The sequence below is a fragment of the Bradyrhizobium oligotrophicum genome (genome assembly GCF_051168495.1).
GTDB classification, from domain to species: Bacteria; Pseudomonadota; Alphaproteobacteria; order Rhizobiales; family Xanthobacteraceae; genus Bradyrhizobium; species Bradyrhizobium oligotrophicum_A.
On sequence record NZ_JBNPVB010000011.1, the window covers coordinates 66,469 to 85,270 of the forward strand.

Consider the following 18,802-nt stretch of genomic DNA (forward strand, 5'->3'; position numbering starts at 1 on the left):
AGTCGGGGAGGAAGCCATGCAGACGTCATTTACGAGCTACATCGATGTCGCCCAGGTCGTGCTTTACGGCTTCTGGGTGTTCTTCGCGGGTCTGATCTTCTACCTTCGCACCGAGGACAAGCGCGAAGGCTACCCGCTGCAGTTCGAGGGCCGCCTCGGGCGGCAGACCGCCTCGAGCGGCCACGGCTTCCCGACGCCGCCGAGCCCGAAGACCTATCACATGCATGGCGGGCGCACCGCGACCCTGCCGAACCGGGACAACGACCGCGCGGACGCGCCGGTGACGCCGATGTATCCCTGGCCGGGCACGCCCTATCTGCCGACCGGAAATCCGATGCTCGACGGCGTCGGGCCGGGCTCCTTCGCCGCGCGCAAGGACGAGCCGGAGCTGACCATGGACAACATCCCCGCGATCGTGCCGCTGCGCGTCGCCGGCAGCATCTTCATCGCCTCGGAAGATCCGGATCCGCGCGGCATGCCGGTGATCGGCTGCGACGGCAAGCTCGGCGGCAAGGTCCGTGAGGTCTGGGTCGACCGCGCCGAGATGCTGATCCGCTATCTCGAAGTCGAGGTCGAGGGCATTGTCGGTCGCCACGTGCTGCTGCCGATGACCATGGCCATCGTCGACAGGTCCCGCGAGGCGGTGCTGGTCGATGCCATCCTGGCCTCGCAGTTCGCCGACGTGCCCGGTCTCGCCAAGCCCGACCAGGTCACCAAGCTCGAGGAAGACAAGATCGTCGGCTATTACGGCGGCGGGCATCTCTATGCCACCGCCTCGCGCCAGGAGCCACTGCTGTGAGGACGCGTCAGGAGCAAGACACGCTGATGCTGCCTGAGGGCGAGCGGCTGCTCTGGCAGGGACAGCCGACGGTGAAGGCGCTGCTGCTGCGGGTGTTCCACCTGCGCCTCGTGCTCGCTTATTTCGCGGCGCTGTTCGGTGCTCGCGTGGTGGCGGGCGTGGTTGATCATCAGCCGCTCGCGGCCGCGGTCGCCAGCGCATCCTCGCTGCTGACACCGGTGGCGCTGGCGACGCTGCTGCTCACCGGGCTCGCAGTGCTCTACAGCCGCACCACGCGCTACACCATCACCAGCCGGCGGGTGCTGCTGCAGTTCGGCGCCGTGCTGCCGATGACCTTGAACGTGCCGTTCAAGCAGGTCGGCCGTGCGGATCTGAAGCTGCATTCCGACGGCACCGGTGACCTGCCGCTCGGTGTCATCGCCGACCAGCGGCTGTCCTACCTGCTGCTGTGGCCGCATTCGCGGCCGTGGCGGCTGAACGTGGTCGAGCCGATGCTGCGCGGCGTGCCGAACGCCCGCGATGTGGCCGAGATTCTCGCCAAGGCGCTGGTCGCCGCATCTGATGGTGCCGTCGCGGCACAGCCGTTGCCGGCAGCCGATGGCGAGACGCAGGGCGCACCGCCGGCGGCGATCGCCAGCGCAGCTTGACCAGGAGGAGGGCGCCATGAGCAACGCCGAGGGACACGCTGAAGCCGAGATCATCATCCCGAAGGGCGCACTCCGCGCGGCCTTTGCCCTGGTCGCCTTTGCCTTGCTCGCGGCCGGCGTGGGCCGGATCACGGGCGTCGGCACGGTGCGCAGCGACCACGTCGTGGCCGTGCAGTCGACGGCGCTGCGGTTCGAAGACCGCGCCGATGGCGGCATCACGGTGGTGTCGCCCGCCACCGGCAAGGTCGTGACCGTGGTCGCGGCCGGCGGCGATGGCTTCCTGCGCACGGTGCTGCGCAGCATGGCCTTCGACCGCCAGCGTCACGCGATCGGATCGGGCCCGGCCTTCACGATCAACCGCTGGTCGGACGGTCATCTGACGCTGGACGATCCCGCCACCGGCCGGCAGATCGATCTCGCGCCGTTCGGCGCCGACAACATGCGCCGGTTCACGGGATTGATGGCGATGGGAGAGCAGCCATGAGAGGGCTATGGACCACCGGGCCGCGCCGTTTCGACATCGGCTGCAGCATCGAGATCGAACGTACCGGCGAGAGCCTGCATGCGCATGTCACGCTCGACCGCGACGTCGGCATCCGTCCGGGCGACGAGGTGCTGATCCAGGGCGCGCCGATCACGGTGAAGTTCGGCGAGCACTTGAACCTGCGCCGCACCGCGACCGTGGTGCGGGCCGGGCCGCTGAAGCGGATGCTGATGCACCTTGCAGGGTATCTCGAACTCACTGAATTGTACGACGTCAGCTTTTCGGACGGGAGGGTCAGATGATCGCGATGGAAGGCGGGGCCGGCAGCACGTCGACCAACATGGCGCTGGAGGACACGATCCTCACACCGCGCTTCTACACCACCGATTTCGCGGCAATGGACCGGCTCAACGTCGATCTGGTGCGGCGCGAATGGGATGCGGTCATGGCCGAGCTGCGCGCCGACCACAACCGCAAGCACTTCGTGCGCACGCCGGAATTCGACAAGGATCTGAACGACCTGCCGGAGGCGCTTCGCATCGAGTTCAAGGACTTCCTGGTGTCGTCGCTGACAGCGGAGTTCTCCGGCTGCGTGCTCTATGCCGAGATCAAGAGGCGCATCACCAATCCCGACATCCGCGAGCTGTTCTCCTATATGAGCCGCGACGAGGCCCGCCACGCCGGCTTCATCAACGAGATCCTCAAGGATCACGGCATCGGCGTCGACCTCGGCTTCCTCACGAAGGTGAAGAAGTACACCTACTTCAAGCCGAAGTTCATCTTCTACGCGACCTACCTGTCGGAGAAGATCGGCTATGCCCGCTACATCACCATCTACCGCCAGATGGAGCGGCATCCGGAGCGCCAGTTTCACCCGATCTTCAAGTGGTTCGAGAAGTGGTGCAACGACGAGTTCCGCCACGGCGAGGCGTTCGCGCTGCTGATGCGCGCCGATCCGAAGCTGCTCAGCGGCCTCAACAAGCTCTGGATCAAGTTCTTCCTGCTCGCGGTGTTCGCCACCATGCATGTGCGCGACCACATGCGCCCGGCCTTCTACGAGGCGCTCGGCATGCCGCCGGACGAGTACGACATGCGCGTGTTCCGCATCACCTCGGAGATCTCGCGCCAGGTGTTCCCGGTCATGCTCGACATCGAAAATCCGCGCTTCTGGGCCGGCTTGAAGCAGTTGCGCGAGGTGTCGGAAGCGATTGCCGATGCCAAGGCGCGAGGCGGCGTGATGGGTGCGATCAAGCGCGCCGTGCTGCCGCTGAAGGCCGCGCTGACCTTCGGCCGGCTCTATTTGCTGCCGGCCAAGAGCAACGCGCTGCCGCGGGAGATCACGCTGCAACCGGCCTGGTGAGAAGGAGCCCGACATGGGCGCGACCGCGATTGCCATTCCCTACGTCGTGTTCGTCTGGTGGTTCTCGACCGGCGCCGTGCTGCTGCTGGTCGGGCTCGCCGCCCGCTATCCGGCCGCGTTCAAATGGGGAACGGCCGCGGCCTTCGTCGCGGCCCTCTCGGGCGTCGCGGTGTCGAGCCAGGCGGCCGAGGACGCCAGCGCCTATTGCGCCTTCACCTGCGCGATCCTGCTGTGGGGCACGGTGGAGATGTCGCTGCTCGCGGGCTGGATCACCGGGCCGCGCCCCGAGCCGTGCCCGCGCGACTGCACGCCGGCCTCGCGCATCGGTTTCGCGCTGCAGGCGATCGCCTATCACGAGCTGGCGCTGATCGTGACCGCAGGCCTGGTGTTCGCGGTGACCTCGGGCGCGCCCAACCGTCTGAGCTGGTGGACCTTCGCCGCGCTGCTGGTGCTCCGGCAGAGCGCCAAGATCAATCTGTTTCTCGGCGTCCGCACCCTGAACGACGAGCTGCTGCCGCAACAGGTGCGCTTCATGCGCAGCTATTTCGCGAAGAAGTCCATCAACCTGCTGTTTCCATTCTCTCTTGCCGCCGCGACCGCTGCGACCGTGCTGGTCGCCGCCGCCGCGCTCGGTGCAAAATCCTCGTTCGACGGCGTGGCGCTGTCGCTGCTGGCATCGCTGATCGCGCTCGGCCTGCTCGAACACGGCTTCATGGCGCTGCCGATGCCGGTGATCAATCTGTGGCGCTGGAGCGCACCGGTCGAGCCCGCCGTTGCGACCGTGGCTGTGGCGCCGGTGCCCGTGCCCGTCACGCCGCTGGCGCGGCCGATGCTCACCATCGTGCCGGCTACGCCACAGGCGGAGCGTCCGGTGTCGGCGCAGAAGACCGCCGCGGCTTTGGCGCGGCAGCGGCTGGAGGAGCAGTTCCGCCAGGCCTACCGCCAGGCCCGCGCCGAGGCCCAGGCGCAAACCATGTCTGGACTGGCCGCAGTGTCGGTCACGACGCCGGTCGATCCGAACACGACAGCACAGGGGGGAGTCCCATGAACTACGAAGACTATTTCCGCCGCCAGCTCGACGGTCTTAGGCGCGAAGGACGCTATCGCGTGTTCGCCGATCTCGAGCGCAAGGCGGGCGCCTTCCCGATCGCGACCTATCGCGGGCCGCATGGCGAGCGCGACGTTTCGGTGTGGTGCTCCAACGACTATCTCGGCATGGGCCAGCACCCGAAGGTGCTGGAGGCGATGCACGAGGCGCTCGACCGCTGCGGCGCCGGCGCCGGCGGCACCCGCAACATCAGCGGCACCAACCACTATCACATCCTGCTCGAGGACGAGCTTGCCGATCTCCACGGCAAGCAGGCCGCGCTGCTGTTCAACTCCGGCTATGTCTCGAACTGGACCTCGCTGTCGACCCTGGCCGCACGCATGCCCGGCTGCGTGATCCTGTCCGACGAGCTCAACCACGCCTCGATGATCGAGGGCATCCGCCACAGCCGCTGCGAGACCCGGATCTGGCGCCACAACGACGTCGCCGATCTCCGAGACAAGCTGTCCGATCTCGATCCGAAGGTGCCGAAGCTGGTCGCGTTCGAGAGCGTGTACTCGATGGACGGCGACATCTCGCCGATCTCCGATATCTGCGACGTCGCCGACGACTACAACGCGATGACCTATCTCGACGAGGTCCATGCCGTCGGCCTGTACGGCCCGCGCGGCGGCGGCATCTCCGAGCGCGACGGCGTCGCGGACCGGCTGACCGTCATCGAGGGCACCCTGGCCAAGGCGTTCGGCGTCATCGGCGGCTACATCACGGCCTCGAACACGGTCTGCGACTTCGTGCGCAGCTTCGCCTCCGGCTTCATCTTCTCGAGCTCGCTGCCGCCGGCCGTGGCCGCCGGCGCTCTCACCAGCATCCGCCATCTCAAGGCCAGCGGCATCGAGCGCGCGCGGCACCAGGATCGCGTGGCGCGGCTGCGCCGCCGGCTGGACGAAGCGGGCGTCAGCCACCTCGACAATCCCAGCCACATCGTGCCGGTGATGGTGCGCGACCCCGTGCGCTGCAAGCAGATCAGCGATATCCTGCTCGATCGCTACGGCATCTATGTACAGCCCATCAACTACCCGACCGTGCCGCGCGGCACCGAGCGGCTGCGCATCACGCCCTCGCCCTATCACAGCGATCAGGACATCGAGCATCTGGTGTCGGCGCTGTCGGAGATCTGGGCCGAGATGGGGCTCGCGCAGGCGGCCTGACGGCCGACTTTTCGCGCGGCGTTTGATCCGGATCAATTTGTAAATCTGTCTTGACGTTAAGATGGATTGACAATTGATAATCGGGGGAGGACGCTGTGCGGATCTTGTTGCTGCATCCGAATTATCACTCCGGCGGCGCCGAGATCGCCGGCAACTGGCCGCCCGCATGGGCGGCCTACATCTGCGGCGCGCTGAAGGCCGCGGGCTTCGCCGATTTGCGCTTCATCGACGCGATGACCAACGATCTGTCCGAGGATCAGGTCCGCGCCATCCTGCGCGCCGAGAAGCCCGACGTGATCGGCTGCACCGCGATCACGCCCTCGATCTACAAGGCCGAGCGGCTGCTGGAGATCGCCAAGGAGGAGCACCCGCAGGCGCTGACCGTGCTCGGCGGCATCCATGCGACCTTCATGTATCAGCAGGTGCTGACGGAAGCGCCGTGGATCGACGCCATCGTGCGCGGCGAGGGCGAGGAGATCATCGTCGATTTGATGCGCGCCCGCGAGGACGGCCGCTGGGCCAATGATCGCCGCAGCATCAAGGGCATCGCTTATCGCGACGGCACCGAGGTCGTTGCGACCGTGGCGGCGCCGACGGTGAAGAATCTCGATGCGATCACGCCCGACTGGAGCGTGCTCGAATGGAGCAAATACATCTACATTCCGATGAACAAGCGCGTCGCCATCCCCAACATGGCGCGCGGCTGCCCGTTCACCTGCAGCTTCTGCTCGCAATGGAAGTTCTGGCGCGACTATCGCATCCGCGACCCGAAGAAGGTGGTCGACGAGATCGAGACATTGATGCGCGAGCACGACGTCGGCTTTTTCATCCTCGCCGACGAGGAGCCGACCATCAACAAGAAGAAGTTCGTGGCGTTCTGCGAGGAGCTGATCCGCCGCGACCTCAAGATTCTCTGGGGCATCAACACCCGCGTCACCGACATCCTGCGCGACGAAGCGCTGCTGCCGCTGTATCGCAAGGCCGGCCTGATCCACGTCTCGCTGGGCACGGAAGCCGCGGCGCAGATGAAGCTCGACCGCTTCAACAAGGAGACCACGGTCGCGCAGAACAAGAAGGCGATCCAGTTGCTGCGCGATGCCGGCATCGTGGTCGAGGCCCAGTTCATCGTCGGGCTCGAGAACGAGACCCGCGAGACCCTGGAGGAGACCTACCAGATGGCGCGCGACTGGAAGCCGGATCTCGCAAATTGGGCGATGTACACGCCCTGGCCGTTCTCGGACCTGTTCCGCGACCTCGGCGACAAGGTCGAGATCTTCGACTATGAGAAGTACAATTTCGTCACGCCGATCATGAAGCCGGACGCGATGGACCGCGGCGAGCTGCTTGACGGCGTCATGAACAACTATCGCCGCTTCTACATGCACAAGGCGCTGTTCTCCTATCCATGGGCCGGCTCCGGCGAGCGCCGCCGTTATCTGCTCGGCTGTCTCAAGGCGTTCCTGAAGTCCGGCTTCGAGCGCAAGTTCTACGACCTCGGCCGCGTCAATTATTGGGGGCCGCAGTCCAAGGGCAAGGTCGATTTCGGCTTCGACGCCTCGCGCAAGCGCGCCGACCCCGGCACCGTCGAATGGAAGACGAGCCACAATCGCAAGCTGACCGGACCACAGCAGGCGCAACTGATGGCCTGCGGCGGCGGCACCGAGCAGATGAGCGAAGAGGCCGAAGCCAGGGTGCATTGAGATGCACGGCACGCGGGCCCAGACCTTGCAGCAGCCGCGCGCGGCCGCCGCCTCGAAGCACGCGGCCGGTCGCATCGGCCCCAATGCCATCATCCAGACCGCTGAGGCTTTGCGTCTGCGGCTCGGCGAGGACATCGCGCGTCGCGTATTCGCGGCCGCGCGGCTCGAGACCTATCTCGCGGCGCCGCCGGCCGAGATGGTCGACGAAGCCGAGGTGATGCGCCTGCACGACGCGCTCCGCGCCGTGCTCGACGACGACACGGCCCGTGCCGTCAGCACCCGGGCCGGGCAGCTGACCGCCGCCTATCTGCTCGCGCATCGCATTCCCCGCGCGGCCCAGCGCGTGCTTCGTGTGCTGCCAGCCCGGCTGGCGGGCCGCGTCTTGTCGCGCGCCATCTCGGCCCATGCCTGGACGTTTGCCGGCACCGGCATCTTCACCGCGCGCCCTGGGCGACCGACCATCTATGAGATCAGTCATTGCCCGCTGTGTCGCGGGCATCGCGCCGATCATGCCATCTGCGACTTCTACACCGCGACCTTCGCGACGCTGTTCAAGACGCTCGTGCATTCGCAGGCGCAGGCGCGTGAGATCAGTTGCGAGGCGACGGGCGCCTCCGCCTGCCGGTTCGAAATCGCCTGGTGAGGCGGCGCCATCCCGGAAGCCGCGTCGTCACGACTTCGGGCGCTTTCAGCCCGGCAGGAAGCGCGCGCCCTCCTTGCCGAAGAAGTCCAGCATCGCCTGTGCCGGCGGCAGCAGCAGCTTGTCGGCGCGCCGCACCGCGTGCCATTGGCGGATGATCGGCAGGCCGGCGACCTTCAACGTGACCAGCCGTCCTTCGCTGAGCTCGTGCGCCACCGTGTGCTGCGAGATGAAGGCGATGCCGAGGCCGGCGATGACCGCCTGCTTGATGGTCTCGTTGCTGTCCATCTCCATGCTGGTCTTCGGACGCAGGCCGTGCTTGTCGAAGAAGCTCTCCATCAGCAGCCGAGTCCCCGAGCCTGGTTCGCGGGTGATGAACACTTCGCTTGCGAGGTCTTCGGCTGCGATCCGCTTGCGGCGGGCGAGGCGGTGGCCGGCCGGAGCGATGATGACGTGCGGGTGCTTGCCGAACGGCCGCATATCGACCGGAATGTCGGCCGGCGGCCGGCCCATGATGGCGATGTCGAGATCATAGCCTCTGAGCGCCTCGCGGAGGCTGTCGCGGTTGCCGATCCGCAACGTGACGTCGATCTTGGGATGCCGCCGCGAGAATTCCGCGATCGCGAACGGCACGAAATATTTCGCAGTGCTGACGGCGCCGATCGCGACGCGGCCGCCGCTGCGGCCGGCGAGAATGTCGAGCGCCTGCTCGCAATCCTGCAAGGCGGCCTCGACGCGTTCGGCGAGCGCGAGCACGCTGCGTCCGGCTTCCGTCAGGATCATGCCGTCCGTGGTGCGCTGGATCAGCGGCAGCCCGGCGAGCTCCTGAAGATTGCGAATCTGCAGGGTCACGGCAGGCTGGGTGAGGTTCAGGCGGCTCGCGGCGGACGTCACGGATCCGGAGTTTTGCACGGCGACCAGCGCGCGAAGCTGACGGATGGTAAGATCGCGAGCGAAGTGCCGGTTCATGGAACCCTCGGTGAGATCGTTCTCATAAGGAAAACTTTGGTCGATCCAAAGATAATGAAATTTCCCTAATCGTGCAATTCGAGTGTTGATGGCCATGCAGCACGACGCCTTCGTGGGGCTTCATCAAGTTCCCTTCAGAGGAGCTGATGGCAAGGGAGTTGACCATGAACCATCCGACCGATCATCAGACATTGCAGGCTCATCTCGCGTCGCAACAGGCCGATGCCGACTGCGCTGCGGTCGTCGAGGCGCTCGCCGACGCTGCGCGCGATCTCGCGCGGCAGATCGCGGTCGCGCCGCTGTCGGGCGTCGACGAAGGTGCGGCCACCGTGAACGCCGACGGCGATATCCAGAAGGCGCTCGATATCGTGGCCGACAATCTGATGCGGGACGCGTTGCGGCGGTCGCCGGTGGCCGGCATCCTCTCCGAAGAGGTCGACCTCCCGGAAACGGTCAATGCTGCTGCCCCATTGTGCGTCGCGATCGATCCGCTCGACGGCTCCTCAAATCTTCAGAACAACATCTCGGTCGGCACCATCTTCTCGATCCGGCCGCGCGGCCGCGACGTCCTCTCCAGCTTCTTCGAGCCCGGCACGGTGCAGCGCGCCGCCGGCTTCTTCGTCTACGGCCCGCAGACCTGCCTCGTGCTCGCGATCGATCGCCGCGTCGACCTGTATGTGCTGCATCCGACCTTGCACGAATTCATTCTCGCCAAGGCGGCCATCCGCATCCCGCAGGATACGCCGGAGTTCGCCATCAACGCCTCCAACCGCCGGCACTGGAGCGGCACCGTCCGCAATTATGTCGACGAGTGCCTGTCGGGCGCCGCGGGCCCGCGCGGCCGCGATTTCAACATGCGTTGGGTCGCCTCGCTGGTCGCCGAGGCCTATCGCATCCTGATGCGCGGCGGCGTGTTCCTCTATCCGGCCGACGCGCGCCCCGGCTATCGCGAGGGCCGGCTGCGGCTGATCTACGAGGCGCATCCGATGGCGCTGATCATGGAATGGGCCGGCGGCTCTGCGTCCAGCGGCCGCTCGCGCATCCTCGAACTGTCGGCGCGTTCGCCGCATCAGCGCGCGCCGCTGATCATGGGCGATGTCCGCCTGGTTCGCGATATCGACCAGCTGCATGAGGGCGTCGAGCCGCTGTTCGAGACCAGCGATGCGCCCTTGTTTGCGCGGCGCGGCCTGTTCCGCTGAGCCGGCCCTGCCGAGCGCGCCTTCCGGAGAACGTCCATGTCACGTCGTCATCCCATCATTTCGATCACCGGCTCGTCTGGCGCCGGCACCACGTCGGTCAAGCGGACCTTCGAGAACATCTTCCGCCGCGAGAACGTCAAGGCCGCCTATATCGAGGGCGACGCCTTCCATCGCTACAATCGCGAGGAGATGCGCCGCAAGATGGTCGAGGAGGCCGAGCGCGGCAACAAGCACTTCAGCCATTTCAGCCCCGACACCAACCTGTTCGAGGAGCTCGAGAAGACGTTCAGCGACTATTCCTCGACCGGCACCGGCAAGACCCGCCATTACGTGCACGACGAGGAGGAGGCGCGGCTCTACGACACCAGGCCCGGCAACTTCACCGAATGGACGGAGCTGCCGGCGGATTCCGATCTTCTGTTCTACGAAGGCCTTCACGGCGCGGTCGTCACCGAAACGGTCAACATCGCCCAGCACGCCGACCTGAAGATCGGCGTAGTGCCGGTGATGAATCTCGAATGGATCCAGAAGCTGCACCGCGACCGCGCCTCGCGCGGCTACACGACCGAGGCGGTCACCGACACCATCCTGCGGCGCATGCCCGACTACGTGAATTACATCATCCCGCAGTTTTCGGAGACCGACATCAACTTCCAGCGCGTGCCGACGGTCGACACGTCCAATCCGTTCATCGCGCGCTGGATTCCGACGCCCGACGAATCGATGGTCGTGATCCGCCTCAAGAATCCGCGCGGCATCGACTTCCCGTATCTGCTCTCCATGATCCAGGGCAGCTTCATGTCGCGTGCCAATTCGATCGTGATCCACGGCTCGAAGCTGGACATCGCGATGCAGCTCATCCTCACCCCCATGATCATGCAACTGATGGACCGAAAGAGGCGCACGCTATGACCGCCACCGCCGTGCAAACGCTGGCCACCAAGACCGATCCCAGCCATGCCGAGATGGCCAATGCCATCCGCTTCCTCGCCATCGACGCCGTCGAGAAGGCCAAGTCGGGCCATCCGGGCATGCCAATGGGCATGGCTGACGTTGCGACTGTCTTGTATCAGCGCTTCCTGAAGTTCGATCCGGCCGATCCCGCCTGGCCCGATCGCGACCGATTCATCCTGTCGGCCGGTCACGGCTCGATGCTGCTCTATGCGCTGCTGCATCTGACCGGCTACGAGGCGGTCACGATCGACGAGATCAAGCGGTTCCGGCAGTGGGGCGCCAAGACGCCGGGACATCCGGAATATGGTCACACGCCCGGTGTCGAGACCACGACCGGTCCGCTCGGACAGGGCATCGCGACGGCGGTGGGCATGGCGCTCGCCGAGCGTCTGATGAACGCGCGCTATGGCGACGATCTCGTCGACCATTATACTTATGTGATCGCCGGCGACGGCTGCCTGATGGAAGGCATCAGCCACGAGGCGATCTCGCTCGCCGGGCACCTCCGGCTCAACCGGCTGATCGTGCTGTTCGACGACAACGGCATCTCGATCGACGGCTCGACCAATCTTGCCTGCTCGGACGATCAGCTCGCGCGCTTCGCGGCCTCGGGCTGGGCGACCAGCCGTATCGACGGTCATGATCCCGAAGCCATCGAAGCGGCGATCGCCGCGGCCCGGCAGAGCGACCGGCCCAGCATGATTGCGTGCCGGACCACGATCGGCTTCGGCTCCCCCGGACGGCAAGGCTCGGAGAAGGCGCATGGCGCGCCGCTCGGGCCGGAGGAGGTCGAGAAGACCCGCGCCGCCCTGCATTGGCCGCACCGTCCCTTCGAGATCCCCGCCGACGTGCTGGTGAGCTGGCGCGAAATCGGCGCGCGCGGCCGCAGCGTGCGCGAGGCCTGGAAGGAGCGCGCGCGCAAACGCTCCACCTCCGACCGGTCGCCATGTCATGACGCGCTGAACAAGAAGCTGCCGGCCGCCTACACCGAGCGCATGGCGCAGTTCATCGCCCAGCTCAGCGCCGAGCGTCCGAAGATCGCGACCCGCCAGGCCTCGCAGAACGTCATCGACGTTATTGCGACGGTGCTGCCCAACCTGCTCGGCGGCTCGGCGGACCTGACCCATTCCAACCTGACCAAGGCGAAGACGCACAAATCGGTCACGCCGGCGACGATGGACGGCAACTACATCCATTACGGCGTGCGCGAGCACGCGATGGCCGCGGCCATGAACGGCATCGCGCTGCATGGCGGCTTCATTCCCTATGGCGGCACGTTCCTGGCGTTCGCCGACTACAACCGGCCGGCGATCCGGTTGGCGGCCTTGATGGGCATCCGCGTCATCCACGTCATGACGCACGATTCCATCGGCCTCGGCGAGGACGGCCCGACGCATCAGCCGGTGGAGCATGTCGCGAGCCTGCGCGCCATTCCCAATCTGCTGGTGTTCCGCCCCGCGGACGCAGTCGAGACGGCGGAGGCCTGGGATTGCGCGTTGCGCGCCGAGACCTCGCCCTCGGTGCTGTGCCTGTCGCGCCAGGCGTTGCCGGCGTTCCGCACCGAGGCGCCGGATCATAACCAGGTGGCGCTCGGCGCCTATGTCATCGTCGAGCCCGAAGCCGGCCGCGACGTCACGCTGATCGCGACGGGTTCGGAGGTGGCGATTGCGCTCGAGGCGGCGAAGCTGCTGGCGGCCGAGCATGTGCGCGCCGCCGTGGTGTCGGCGCCGTGCTTCGAACTGTTCCGGCAGCAGCCCGCGGACTATCGCGCGAAAGTTTTGGGCCAGGCGCCGCGCATCGGCGTTGAGGCTGCGATCGAGGGTGACTGGGCACGCTGGCTCGGCGATGCCGGCGAGTTCGTCGGCATGCACGGCTTCGGCGCCTCGGCGCCGGCCGAGGTGCTGTATCGCGAATTCGGCATCACGCCCGCGGCGGTGGCCGACGCGGCGATGCGCAACATCATCCGGGCGCGCGTTTCCTGACGGCGCACGGACCAGAACACGCAAGAGAGGGACGGAGACGAACATGGCGCGGATCACGCTCAGACAATTGCTGGACCATGCTGCCGAGCGCGGCTACGGCGTGCCGGCTTTCAACATCAACAACATGGAGCAGGGGCTCGCGATCATGGAGGCGGCCGCGGCGGTCGACGCGCCCGTGATCATCCAGGCCTCCCGCGGCGCGCGCTCCTATGCCGGCGACATCATGCTGTCGAAGATGATCGACGCGCTGGAGGAGATGTATCCGCAGATCCCGCTCTGCCTGCATCAGGACCACGGCAACGACGAGGCGACCTGCGCGACCGCCATCAAATACGGCTTCACCTCGGTGATGATGGACGGCTCGCTCAAGGCCGACGCCAAGACCGCGGCCGACTACGACTACAACGTCGACATCACCCGCCGCGTCACAGACATGGCGCATTGGGTCGGCGCCTCGGTCGAGGGCGAGCTTGGCGTGCTCGGCTCGCTCGAGCATGGCGGCGGCGAGCAGGAGGATGGTCACGGCCTCGAAGGCACGGTCAGCCGCGACCAGCTGCTGACCGATCCCGACCAGGCGGTCGACTTCGTCCGCGCCACCAAGGTCGACGCGCTGGCGATCGCGATGGGCACCTCGCACGGCGCCTACAAGTTCTCGCGCCAGCCGGACGGCGACATCCTCGCCATGAACGTGATCGAGGAGATCCATCGCCGGCTGCCGAATACTCACTTGGTCATGCACGGCTCGTCCTCGGTGCCGCAGTCGCTGCAGGACATGTTCAACCAGTTCGGCGGCGAGATGCCGCAGACCTGGGGCGTGCCGGTCGAGGAGATCGTGCGCGGCATCCGCCACGGCGTCCGCAAGGTCAACATCGATACCGACTGCCGGCTGGCGATGACGGCGATCTTCCGCAAGGTCGGCACCCAGTCCAGGAGCGAGTTCGATCCGCGCAAGTTCCTGAAGCCGGCGATGGATTCGATGCGTGACCTGTGCCGTGAGCGCTTCGAGCAGTTCGGCGCCTCCGGCAATGCGTCCAGGATCAGGGTCATCCCGCTCGCGGAGATGGCCAAGCGCTATCGCTCCGGCGCGCTCGACCCGCGAATTGGGGGAATGACTGAAGCTGCGTGACGTCAACGGCCACAACGAAAATCGAGGAGAAACACATGAACGACCCATCGATCACGGTGCGCGGCAAGGATCGCTACAAGTCCGGCGTGATGGAATACAAGCGCATGGGCTATTGGGAGCCGTCCTATCAGCCCAAGGACACCGACGTGATCGCGCTGTTCCGCGTCACGCCGCAGGACGGCGTCGATCCGACTGAGGCCTGCGCCGCAGTGGCCGGCGAATCCTCGACCGCGACCTGGACCGTGGTGTGGACCGACCGGCTGACGGCGGCCGAGAAGTATCGCGCCAAGTGCTACCGCGTCGAGCCGGTGCCGGGCTCGCCGGGCAGCTACTTCGCCTACATCGCCTATGATCTCGACCTGTTCGAGCCGGGCTCGATCTCCAACCTCACGGCCTCGATCATCGGCAACGTGTTCGGCTTCAAGCCGCTGAAGGCGCTGCGGCTCGAGGACATGCGGCTGCCGGTGGCCTATGTGAAGACGTTCCAGGGCCCGGCGACCGGTATCGTCGTCGAGCGCGAGCGGCTCGACAAGTTCGGCCGGCCGCTGCTGGGCGCCACCGTCAAGCCGAAGCTCGGCCTGTCCGGGCGCAACTACGGCCGCGTGGTCTACGAGGCGCTCAAGGGCGGCCTCGACTTCACCAAGGACGACGAGAACATCAACTCGCAGCCCTTCATGCACTGGCGCGAGCGCTTCCTGTATTGCATGGAGGCGGTGAACAAGGCGCAGGCGGCGACCGGCGAGATCAAGGGCACCTATCTCAACGTCACCGCGGCGACGATGGAGGACATGTACGAGCGTGCCGAGTTCGCCAAGGAACTCGGCTCCAACATCATCATGATCGACCTCGTGATCGGCTATACCGCCATCCAGTCGATGGCGAAGTGGGCGCGCCGCCACGACATGATCCTGCATCTGCACCGCGCGGGCCACTCGACCTACACGCGGCAGCGCTCGCATGGCGTCTCGTTCCGCGTCATCGCCAAGTGGATGCGGCTCGCCGGCGTCGACCATATCCATGCCGGCACCGTGGTCGGCAAGCTCGAAGGCGATCCCAACACGACGCGCGGCTACTACGACATCTGCCGCGAGGACTTCAATCCGATGCGGCTCGAGCACGGCGTGTTCTTCGACCAGCCGTGGGCGAGCCTGAACAAGCTGATGCCGGTGGCGTCCGGCGGCATCCATGCCGGCCAGATGCACCAGCTGCTCGACCTGCTCGGCGAGGACGTCGTGCTGCAGTTCGGCGGCGGCACCATCGGCCATCCGCGCGGCATCGCGGCCGGCGCCACGGCCAACCGCGTCGCGCTGGAAGCGATGATCCTCGCCCGCAACGAGGGCCGTGACTACGTGCATGAGGGCCCGGAGATCCTGGCCAAGGCGGCGCAGACCTGCACGCCGCTGCGCGAGGCGCTGGAGATCTGGAAGGACGTCACCTTCAACTACGAATCGACGGACTCGCCGGACTTCGTGCCGACCGTCACCCCCGCCGCCTAAACCTCGGTCGATGCGCCGCCGCGATGCGGGCCGGACACCGGCCCGCCCGGCTGGGCCAATCAGGAGACATCAACATGCGCGTGACACAAGGCTGCTTTTCGTTCCTGCCCGATCTGACCGATGATCAGATCACGGCTCAGGTCCAGTATTGCCTCGAAAAGGGATGGGCGGTGAACATCGAGTTCACCGACGATCCGCATCCCCGCAACACCTATTGGGAGATGTGGGGCCTGCCGATGTTCGACCTGCGCGATGCCGCCGGCATCATGCGCGAACTGGCCGAATGCCGGAAGATCTATGGCGACCGCTATATCCGGGTCTCGGCCTTCGATTCCACCCATGGCTGGGAGTCGACCCGGCTCTCCTTCATCGTCAACCGCCCGAAGAACGAGCCGGGCTTCCGGCTCGACCGGCAGGAAACCGTTGGGCGCAATCAGCGTTATTCAACGCGGTCCTATGCCGTCGAACGCCCCGAAGGCGAACGCTACTAGTCCGTGCCGCTCGGTCGGAGTCTCCGCCGGTCGGTCGACCGCTGCGGAGACTTCGTCACTGATACTGCCGCAATGACCGGTCCGATTTGACGGTATCCCCTGCTTGCCGGAGTTCGCAGAGGAGCTGCCGCCAGCGTGTGCGAACTTCGGCAAGCGGAGCACCAGCCCATGATGCAGGCCACGCAGGCGGACACCACCGAGGCGACGCCGGTCGATACCATCGACCTGCGCCGCGAGTTCGAGAGCGTCGAGATCGCCCCCGTGCTGGAGCAGCTCGACCGTGAGCTGGTCGGGCTCGCGCCGGTGAAGACGCGGATCCGCGAGATCGCCTCGCTGCTGATGATGGAGCGGATCCGCCGCAAGATGGGGCTGGCGACGACGTTTCCGACCCTGCACATGTCGTTCACCGGCAATCCCGGCACCGGCAAGACCACGGTCGCGCTGCGGATGGCCGGTATCCTGCACCGGCTGGGCTTCGTCCGCCGCGGCCACGTCATCAGCGTCACCCGCGACGATCTCGTCGGCCAATATATCGGCCATACCGCGCCGAAGACGAAGGAGGTGCTGAAGAAGGCGATGGGCGGCGTCCTGTTCATCGACGAGGCCTATTATCTCTATCGTCCCGAGAACGAGCGCGACTACGGCCAGGAGTCGATCGAGATCCTGCTGCAGATCATGGAGTCGCAGCGCGAGGACCTGGTGGTGATCCTGGCCGGCTATGCCGACCGGATGGAGAAGTTCTTCCAGAGCAATCCCGGCTTCCGCTCGCGCATCGCCCATCACATCGATTTCCCCGATTATTCGGAAGGCGAGCTGCTGACGATCGCCGAGATGATGCTGGAGGGGCAGAACTACCGGTTCACGCCGGAGGCGCGCACGGCGTTCGAGAAGTACATCGCGGTCCGGCGGGGCCAGCCGTTGTTCTCCAACGCGCGCTCGATCCGCAATGCGCTGGATCGGGTGCGGCTGCGCCAGGCCAACCGTCTGGTGTCGCGGCTCGATCGGGTGCTGACCCCGGAGGACGTGATGTCGATCGAAGCCAGCGACGTGCTGGCGAGCCGTGTATTCGCGCAAGCGGCGCCGAAGACGGAGGCGTCGTCATGAGTCTCGCGCTGGCGCAGAACGCGCCGCTGGACGATCTCCGCCGCCGCATCGCCGACGCCGGCGCGCTGATCCTCGATGTCGACGGTACGCTCGCGGAAACCGAGGAAATCCATCGCGAGGCCTTCAACGAGGCTTTCATTGCGGGCGGCGTCGACTGGCATTGGGGCCGCCGCATCTACAAGGACCTGCTGCGCGTCGCCGGCGGCAAGGAGCGCATCCGCGCCTTCGACCAGATGCGGCGCTCCGGTCCGCCCTTGAGCGATGCGGTGATTGCCAGGCTTCATCGCATCAAGACGGAGCGGTTTGCCGCGATTATGTCCGACAAGGGATGTCCGTTGCGACCGGGGGTCCGCGCGCTGCTCGATGCCGCCTGGGCGCGGGCGCAACGGGTCGCCATCGCGACGACGACCACGCGCGTCAATATCGACGCACTGCTGGCGCCCGTGCTGGGTGAGGATTGGGAGACGAAATTTGCCGCTGTCGTCGCGGCCGACGATGTCGCACGCAAGAAGCCGGCCCCAGACGTCTATCTGGAGGTGTTGTCACAGCTCGATCTGCCCGCGGCGAGCTGCATCGCGATCGAGGACTCCGGTAACGGGCTGATGGCCGCGACGCGCGCAGGCGTCCCCGTGCTCATCACGCGCAGCCTTTATTTTCATGACGACACTTTCGACGGCGCGCTCGCGGTGCTCGACGATCTCGCCGAACTGGTCGCCTGAGGTGTTTTGATGGTTCGATCGATTTCTGCATGACGGATTATGTACACCAAAGTGCGCATGGCTAACGTGCGCATGGCTGCTTCTCAGGTGCGGTTCTCTTGCCGTTCTGCTGAGAACGTGTAATCCCTTGACGACTTGCACACACGTCGAGTCGAGGTCGTGGAGTATGGCCCGTACGCAGGCCAAGGTTAAACGGAGTGAGGTCGCGCGCACGGTCGCGTTGCGCGGCCGGGTCGGCCGGCCGCCGAAGGCATTGGCCGGCAACATCGAGGAGCGGATCCTGGACGCGGCGCGCGAGGTATTCCTGGAGCGCGGCTTCGACGGCGCCAGCATCGATGAGATCGCCGAACGGGCGCCGGCCTCCAAACCCACCATCTATGCACGCTATTCCGGCAAGCCGGCATTGTTTGCCGCCATCGTCGAACGCTCGATCGGCGAATTGATGAATTTCGGCTCCTACACGTCGCCGGCCGGCACCGTGCAGGAAAAGCTGGCCGGGCTGGCAATGACCATCGTCGACCGCGCCCTGAAGGAATCTCTCGGACTGCTGCGGGTGACGATCGGAGAAGCCTACCGCTTTCCCGATCTCAGCTGCCAGTTTCACGAGGTCTCGCGACGGCGGTCGACCCATGCGGTCGCGGTGCTGCTCGCCGATACGATCGCGGCCTCCGGAGCGTCATCCAGGCGCACGCCGTCGAAGGCGTCGGAGGCGTCCGCCGACATCTTCATCGACCTGATCGTGCTGCCGCTGATGATGCGCGCGCTGATGGGAATGAAGGAAAAGACCATTCGCAAGGAGATGCCCGCCTTCGTCCGCGAGCGCGTCAAGGTCTTCCTCGCTCTGCATGCCCGGACATGATGCCGCGCATCTGAGAT

The 18,802-nt window shown here is 66.1% G+C and carries 19 protein-coding genes; 18 read left to right on the forward strand and 1 reads right to left on the reverse strand.

All coding sequences use genetic code 11. The annotated features are described in order from the left end of the window. Positions 1-16 precede the first annotated feature (16 nt). From puhA to bchJ, 9 genes are all read left to right on the forward strand, one after another. Positions 17-799, forward strand: coding sequence for a photosynthetic reaction center subunit H (gene puhA / locus ACQR1B_RS20955; protein WP_434833449.1), 783 nt, complete (start codon positions 17-19; stop codon positions 797-799). Between the two features lie 26 nt (positions 800-825). Continuing rightward, a complete protein-coding gene (gene puhB, locus ACQR1B_RS20960; protein ID WP_434833609.1) occupies positions 826-1,446 on the forward strand; it encodes a photosynthetic complex putative assembly protein PuhB in 621 nt (206 codons plus the stop codon). A gap of 16 nt (positions 1,447-1,462) precedes the next feature. Beyond that, complete coding sequence (puhC, locus tag ACQR1B_RS20965) at positions 1,463-1,930, forward strand: photosynthetic complex assembly protein PuhC (RefSeq protein WP_434833450.1); 468 nt, start codon at positions 1,463-1,465, stop codon at positions 1,928-1,930. After that, a complete protein-coding gene (locus ACQR1B_RS20970; RefSeq protein ID WP_434833451.1) occupies positions 1,927-2,232 on the forward strand; it encodes a hypothetical protein in 306 nt (101 codons plus the stop codon). The genes puhC and ACQR1B_RS20970 overlap by 4 nt, the downstream gene beginning before the upstream one ends. Beyond that, a complete protein-coding gene (acsF, locus tag ACQR1B_RS20975) occupies positions 2,229-3,290 on the forward strand; it encodes a magnesium-protoporphyrin IX monomethyl ester (oxidative) cyclase (RefSeq protein WP_434833452.1) in 1,062 nt (353 codons plus the stop codon). The genes ACQR1B_RS20970 and acsF overlap by 4 nt, the downstream gene beginning before the upstream one ends. A 13-nt stretch (positions 3,291-3,303) precedes the next feature. Next, entirely contained in the window at positions 3,304-4,338 is a 1,035-nt protein-coding gene (gene puhE / locus ACQR1B_RS20980; RefSeq protein WP_434833453.1) for a putative photosynthetic complex assembly protein PuhE, read from the forward strand. Next, on the forward strand, positions 4,335-5,546 hold the full coding sequence (gene hemA / locus ACQR1B_RS20985) for a 5-aminolevulinate synthase (protein WP_434833454.1): 1,212 nt from the start codon (positions 4,335-4,337) through the stop codon (positions 5,544-5,546). Before puhE ends, hemA begins: the two co-directional genes overlap by 4 nt. A gap of 95 nt (positions 5,547-5,641) precedes the next feature. Then, entirely contained in the window at positions 5,642-7,246 is a 1,605-nt protein-coding gene (gene bchE / locus ACQR1B_RS20990; RefSeq protein ID WP_434833455.1) for a magnesium-protoporphyrin IX monomethyl ester anaerobic oxidative cyclase, read from the forward strand. Between the two features lies 1 nt (position 7,247). Then, entirely contained in the window at positions 7,248-7,889 is a 642-nt protein-coding gene (bchJ, locus tag ACQR1B_RS20995) for a bacteriochlorophyll 4-vinyl reductase (protein ID WP_434833456.1), read from the forward strand. 45 nt (positions 7,890-7,934) lie between these two features. On the opposite strand, the gene ACQR1B_RS21000 is transcribed toward bchJ, so the two are convergent. Then, the gene (locus ACQR1B_RS21000; protein ID WP_434833457.1) at positions 7,935-8,855 is read right to left on the reverse strand and encodes a LysR family transcriptional regulator; all 921 of its coding nucleotides are present in this window, start codon (positions 8,853-8,855) and stop codon (positions 7,935-7,937) included. A 146-nt stretch (positions 8,856-9,001) separates the two neighbouring features. Between ACQR1B_RS21000 and ACQR1B_RS21005 the strand changes: the two genes are divergently transcribed. The 9 genes from ACQR1B_RS21005 to ACQR1B_RS21045 all read left to right on the forward strand — a co-directional run bounded on the left by ACQR1B_RS21005 (position 9,002) and on the right by ACQR1B_RS21045 (position 18,785). Further along, positions 9,002-10,054 (forward strand): class 1 fructose-bisphosphatase, encoded by a 1,053-nt coding sequence (locus ACQR1B_RS21005; RefSeq protein ID WP_434833458.1) that lies wholly within the window; start codon positions 9,002-9,004, stop codon positions 10,052-10,054. A gap of 36 nt (positions 10,055-10,090) precedes the next feature. Next, the gene (locus ACQR1B_RS21010; protein ID WP_434833459.1) at positions 10,091-10,966 is read left to right on the forward strand and encodes a phosphoribulokinase; all 876 of its coding nucleotides are present in this window, start codon (positions 10,091-10,093) and stop codon (positions 10,964-10,966) included. After that, complete coding sequence (tkt, locus tag ACQR1B_RS21015; RefSeq protein ID WP_434833460.1) at positions 10,963-12,990, forward strand: transketolase; 2,028 nt, start codon at positions 10,963-10,965, stop codon at positions 12,988-12,990. Before ACQR1B_RS21010 ends, tkt begins: the two co-directional genes overlap by 4 nt. A 43-nt stretch (positions 12,991-13,033) precedes the next feature. Continuing rightward, entirely contained in the window at positions 13,034-14,116 is a 1,083-nt protein-coding gene (gene fba / locus ACQR1B_RS21020; RefSeq protein WP_434833461.1) for a class II fructose-bisphosphate aldolase, read from the forward strand. 35 nt (positions 14,117-14,151) lie between these two features. Continuing rightward, complete coding sequence (locus tag ACQR1B_RS21025) at positions 14,152-15,612, forward strand: form I ribulose bisphosphate carboxylase large subunit (RefSeq protein WP_434833462.1); 1,461 nt, start codon at positions 14,152-14,154, stop codon at positions 15,610-15,612. A 74-nt stretch (positions 15,613-15,686) separates the two neighbouring features. Beyond that, positions 15,687-16,103: a ribulose bisphosphate carboxylase small subunit gene (locus tag ACQR1B_RS21030; RefSeq protein ID WP_434833463.1), complete on the forward strand. Its 417-nt coding sequence runs from the start codon at positions 15,687-15,689 to the stop codon at positions 16,101-16,103. Positions 16,104-16,274: 171 nt separating this feature from the next. Further along, positions 16,275-17,207 carry a CbbX protein gene (cbbX, locus tag ACQR1B_RS21035; RefSeq protein ID WP_434833610.1) on the forward strand — a complete coding sequence of 311 codons (933 nt, stop codon included), beginning with the start codon at positions 16,275-16,277 and terminating at the stop codon, positions 17,205-17,207. Further along, positions 17,204-17,926 (forward strand): HAD-IA family hydrolase, encoded by a 723-nt coding sequence (locus tag ACQR1B_RS21040; protein WP_434833464.1) that lies wholly within the window; start codon positions 17,204-17,206, stop codon positions 17,924-17,926. The genes cbbX and ACQR1B_RS21040 overlap by 4 nt, the downstream gene beginning before the upstream one ends. A gap of 166 nt (positions 17,927-18,092) precedes the next feature. Continuing rightward, positions 18,093-18,785 carry a TetR/AcrR family transcriptional regulator gene (locus ACQR1B_RS21045; RefSeq protein WP_434833465.1) on the forward strand — a complete coding sequence of 231 codons (693 nt, stop codon included), beginning with the start codon at positions 18,093-18,095 and terminating at the stop codon, positions 18,783-18,785. The last annotated feature ends 17 nt before the right edge of the window (positions 18,786-18,802 follow it).

Coding starts and splice junctions, on each gene's coding strand:
- ACQR1B_RS21040 (WP_434833464.1), top strand. CDS start 17,204: ATGAGTCTCGCGCTGGCGCAGAACGCGCCGCTGGACGATCTCCGCCGC.
- ACQR1B_RS20970 (WP_434833451.1), top strand. CDS start 1,927: ATGAGAGGGCTATGGACCACCGGGCCGCGCCGTTTCGACATCGGCTGC.
- puhC (WP_434833450.1), top strand. CDS start 1,463: ATGAGCAACGCCGAGGGACACGCTGAAGCCGAGATCATCATCCCGAAG.
- ACQR1B_RS21010 (WP_434833459.1), top strand. CDS start 10,091: ATGTCACGTCGTCATCCCATCATTTCGATCACCGGCTCGTCTGGCGCC.
- ACQR1B_RS21005 (WP_434833458.1), top strand. CDS start 9,002: ATGGCAAGGGAGTTGACCATGAACCATCCGACCGATCATCAGACATTG.
- bchJ (WP_434833456.1), top strand. CDS start 7,248: ATGCACGGCACGCGGGCCCAGACCTTGCAGCAGCCGCGCGCGGCCGCC.
- tkt (WP_434833460.1), top strand. CDS start 10,963: ATGACCGCCACCGCCGTGCAAACGCTGGCCACCAAGACCGATCCCAGC.
- ACQR1B_RS21030 (WP_434833463.1), top strand. CDS start 15,687: ATGCGCGTGACACAAGGCTGCTTTTCGTTCCTGCCCGATCTGACCGAT.
- acsF (WP_434833452.1), top strand. CDS start 2,229: ATGATCGCGATGGAAGGCGGGGCCGGCAGCACGTCGACCAACATGGCG.
- ACQR1B_RS21045 (WP_434833465.1), top strand. CDS start 18,093: ATGGCCCGTACGCAGGCCAAGGTTAAACGGAGTGAGGTCGCGCGCACG.
- puhB (WP_434833609.1), top strand. CDS start 826: ATGCTGCCTGAGGGCGAGCGGCTGCTCTGGCAGGGACAGCCGACGGTG.
- ACQR1B_RS21000 (WP_434833457.1), bottom strand. CDS start 8,855: ATGAACCGGCACTTCGCTCGCGATCTTACCATCCGTCAGCTTCGCGCG.
- hemA (WP_434833454.1), top strand. CDS start 4,335: ATGAACTACGAAGACTATTTCCGCCGCCAGCTCGACGGTCTTAGGCGC.
- cbbX (WP_434833610.1), top strand. CDS start 16,275: ATGCAGGCCACGCAGGCGGACACCACCGAGGCGACGCCGGTCGATACC.
- ACQR1B_RS21025 (WP_434833462.1), top strand. CDS start 14,152: ATGAACGACCCATCGATCACGGTGCGCGGCAAGGATCGCTACAAGTCC.
- fba (WP_434833461.1), top strand. CDS start 13,034: ATGGCGCGGATCACGCTCAGACAATTGCTGGACCATGCTGCCGAGCGC.
- puhE (WP_434833453.1), top strand. CDS start 3,304: ATGGGCGCGACCGCGATTGCCATTCCCTACGTCGTGTTCGTCTGGTGG.
- puhA (WP_434833449.1), top strand. CDS start 17: ATGCAGACGTCATTTACGAGCTACATCGATGTCGCCCAGGTCGTGCTT.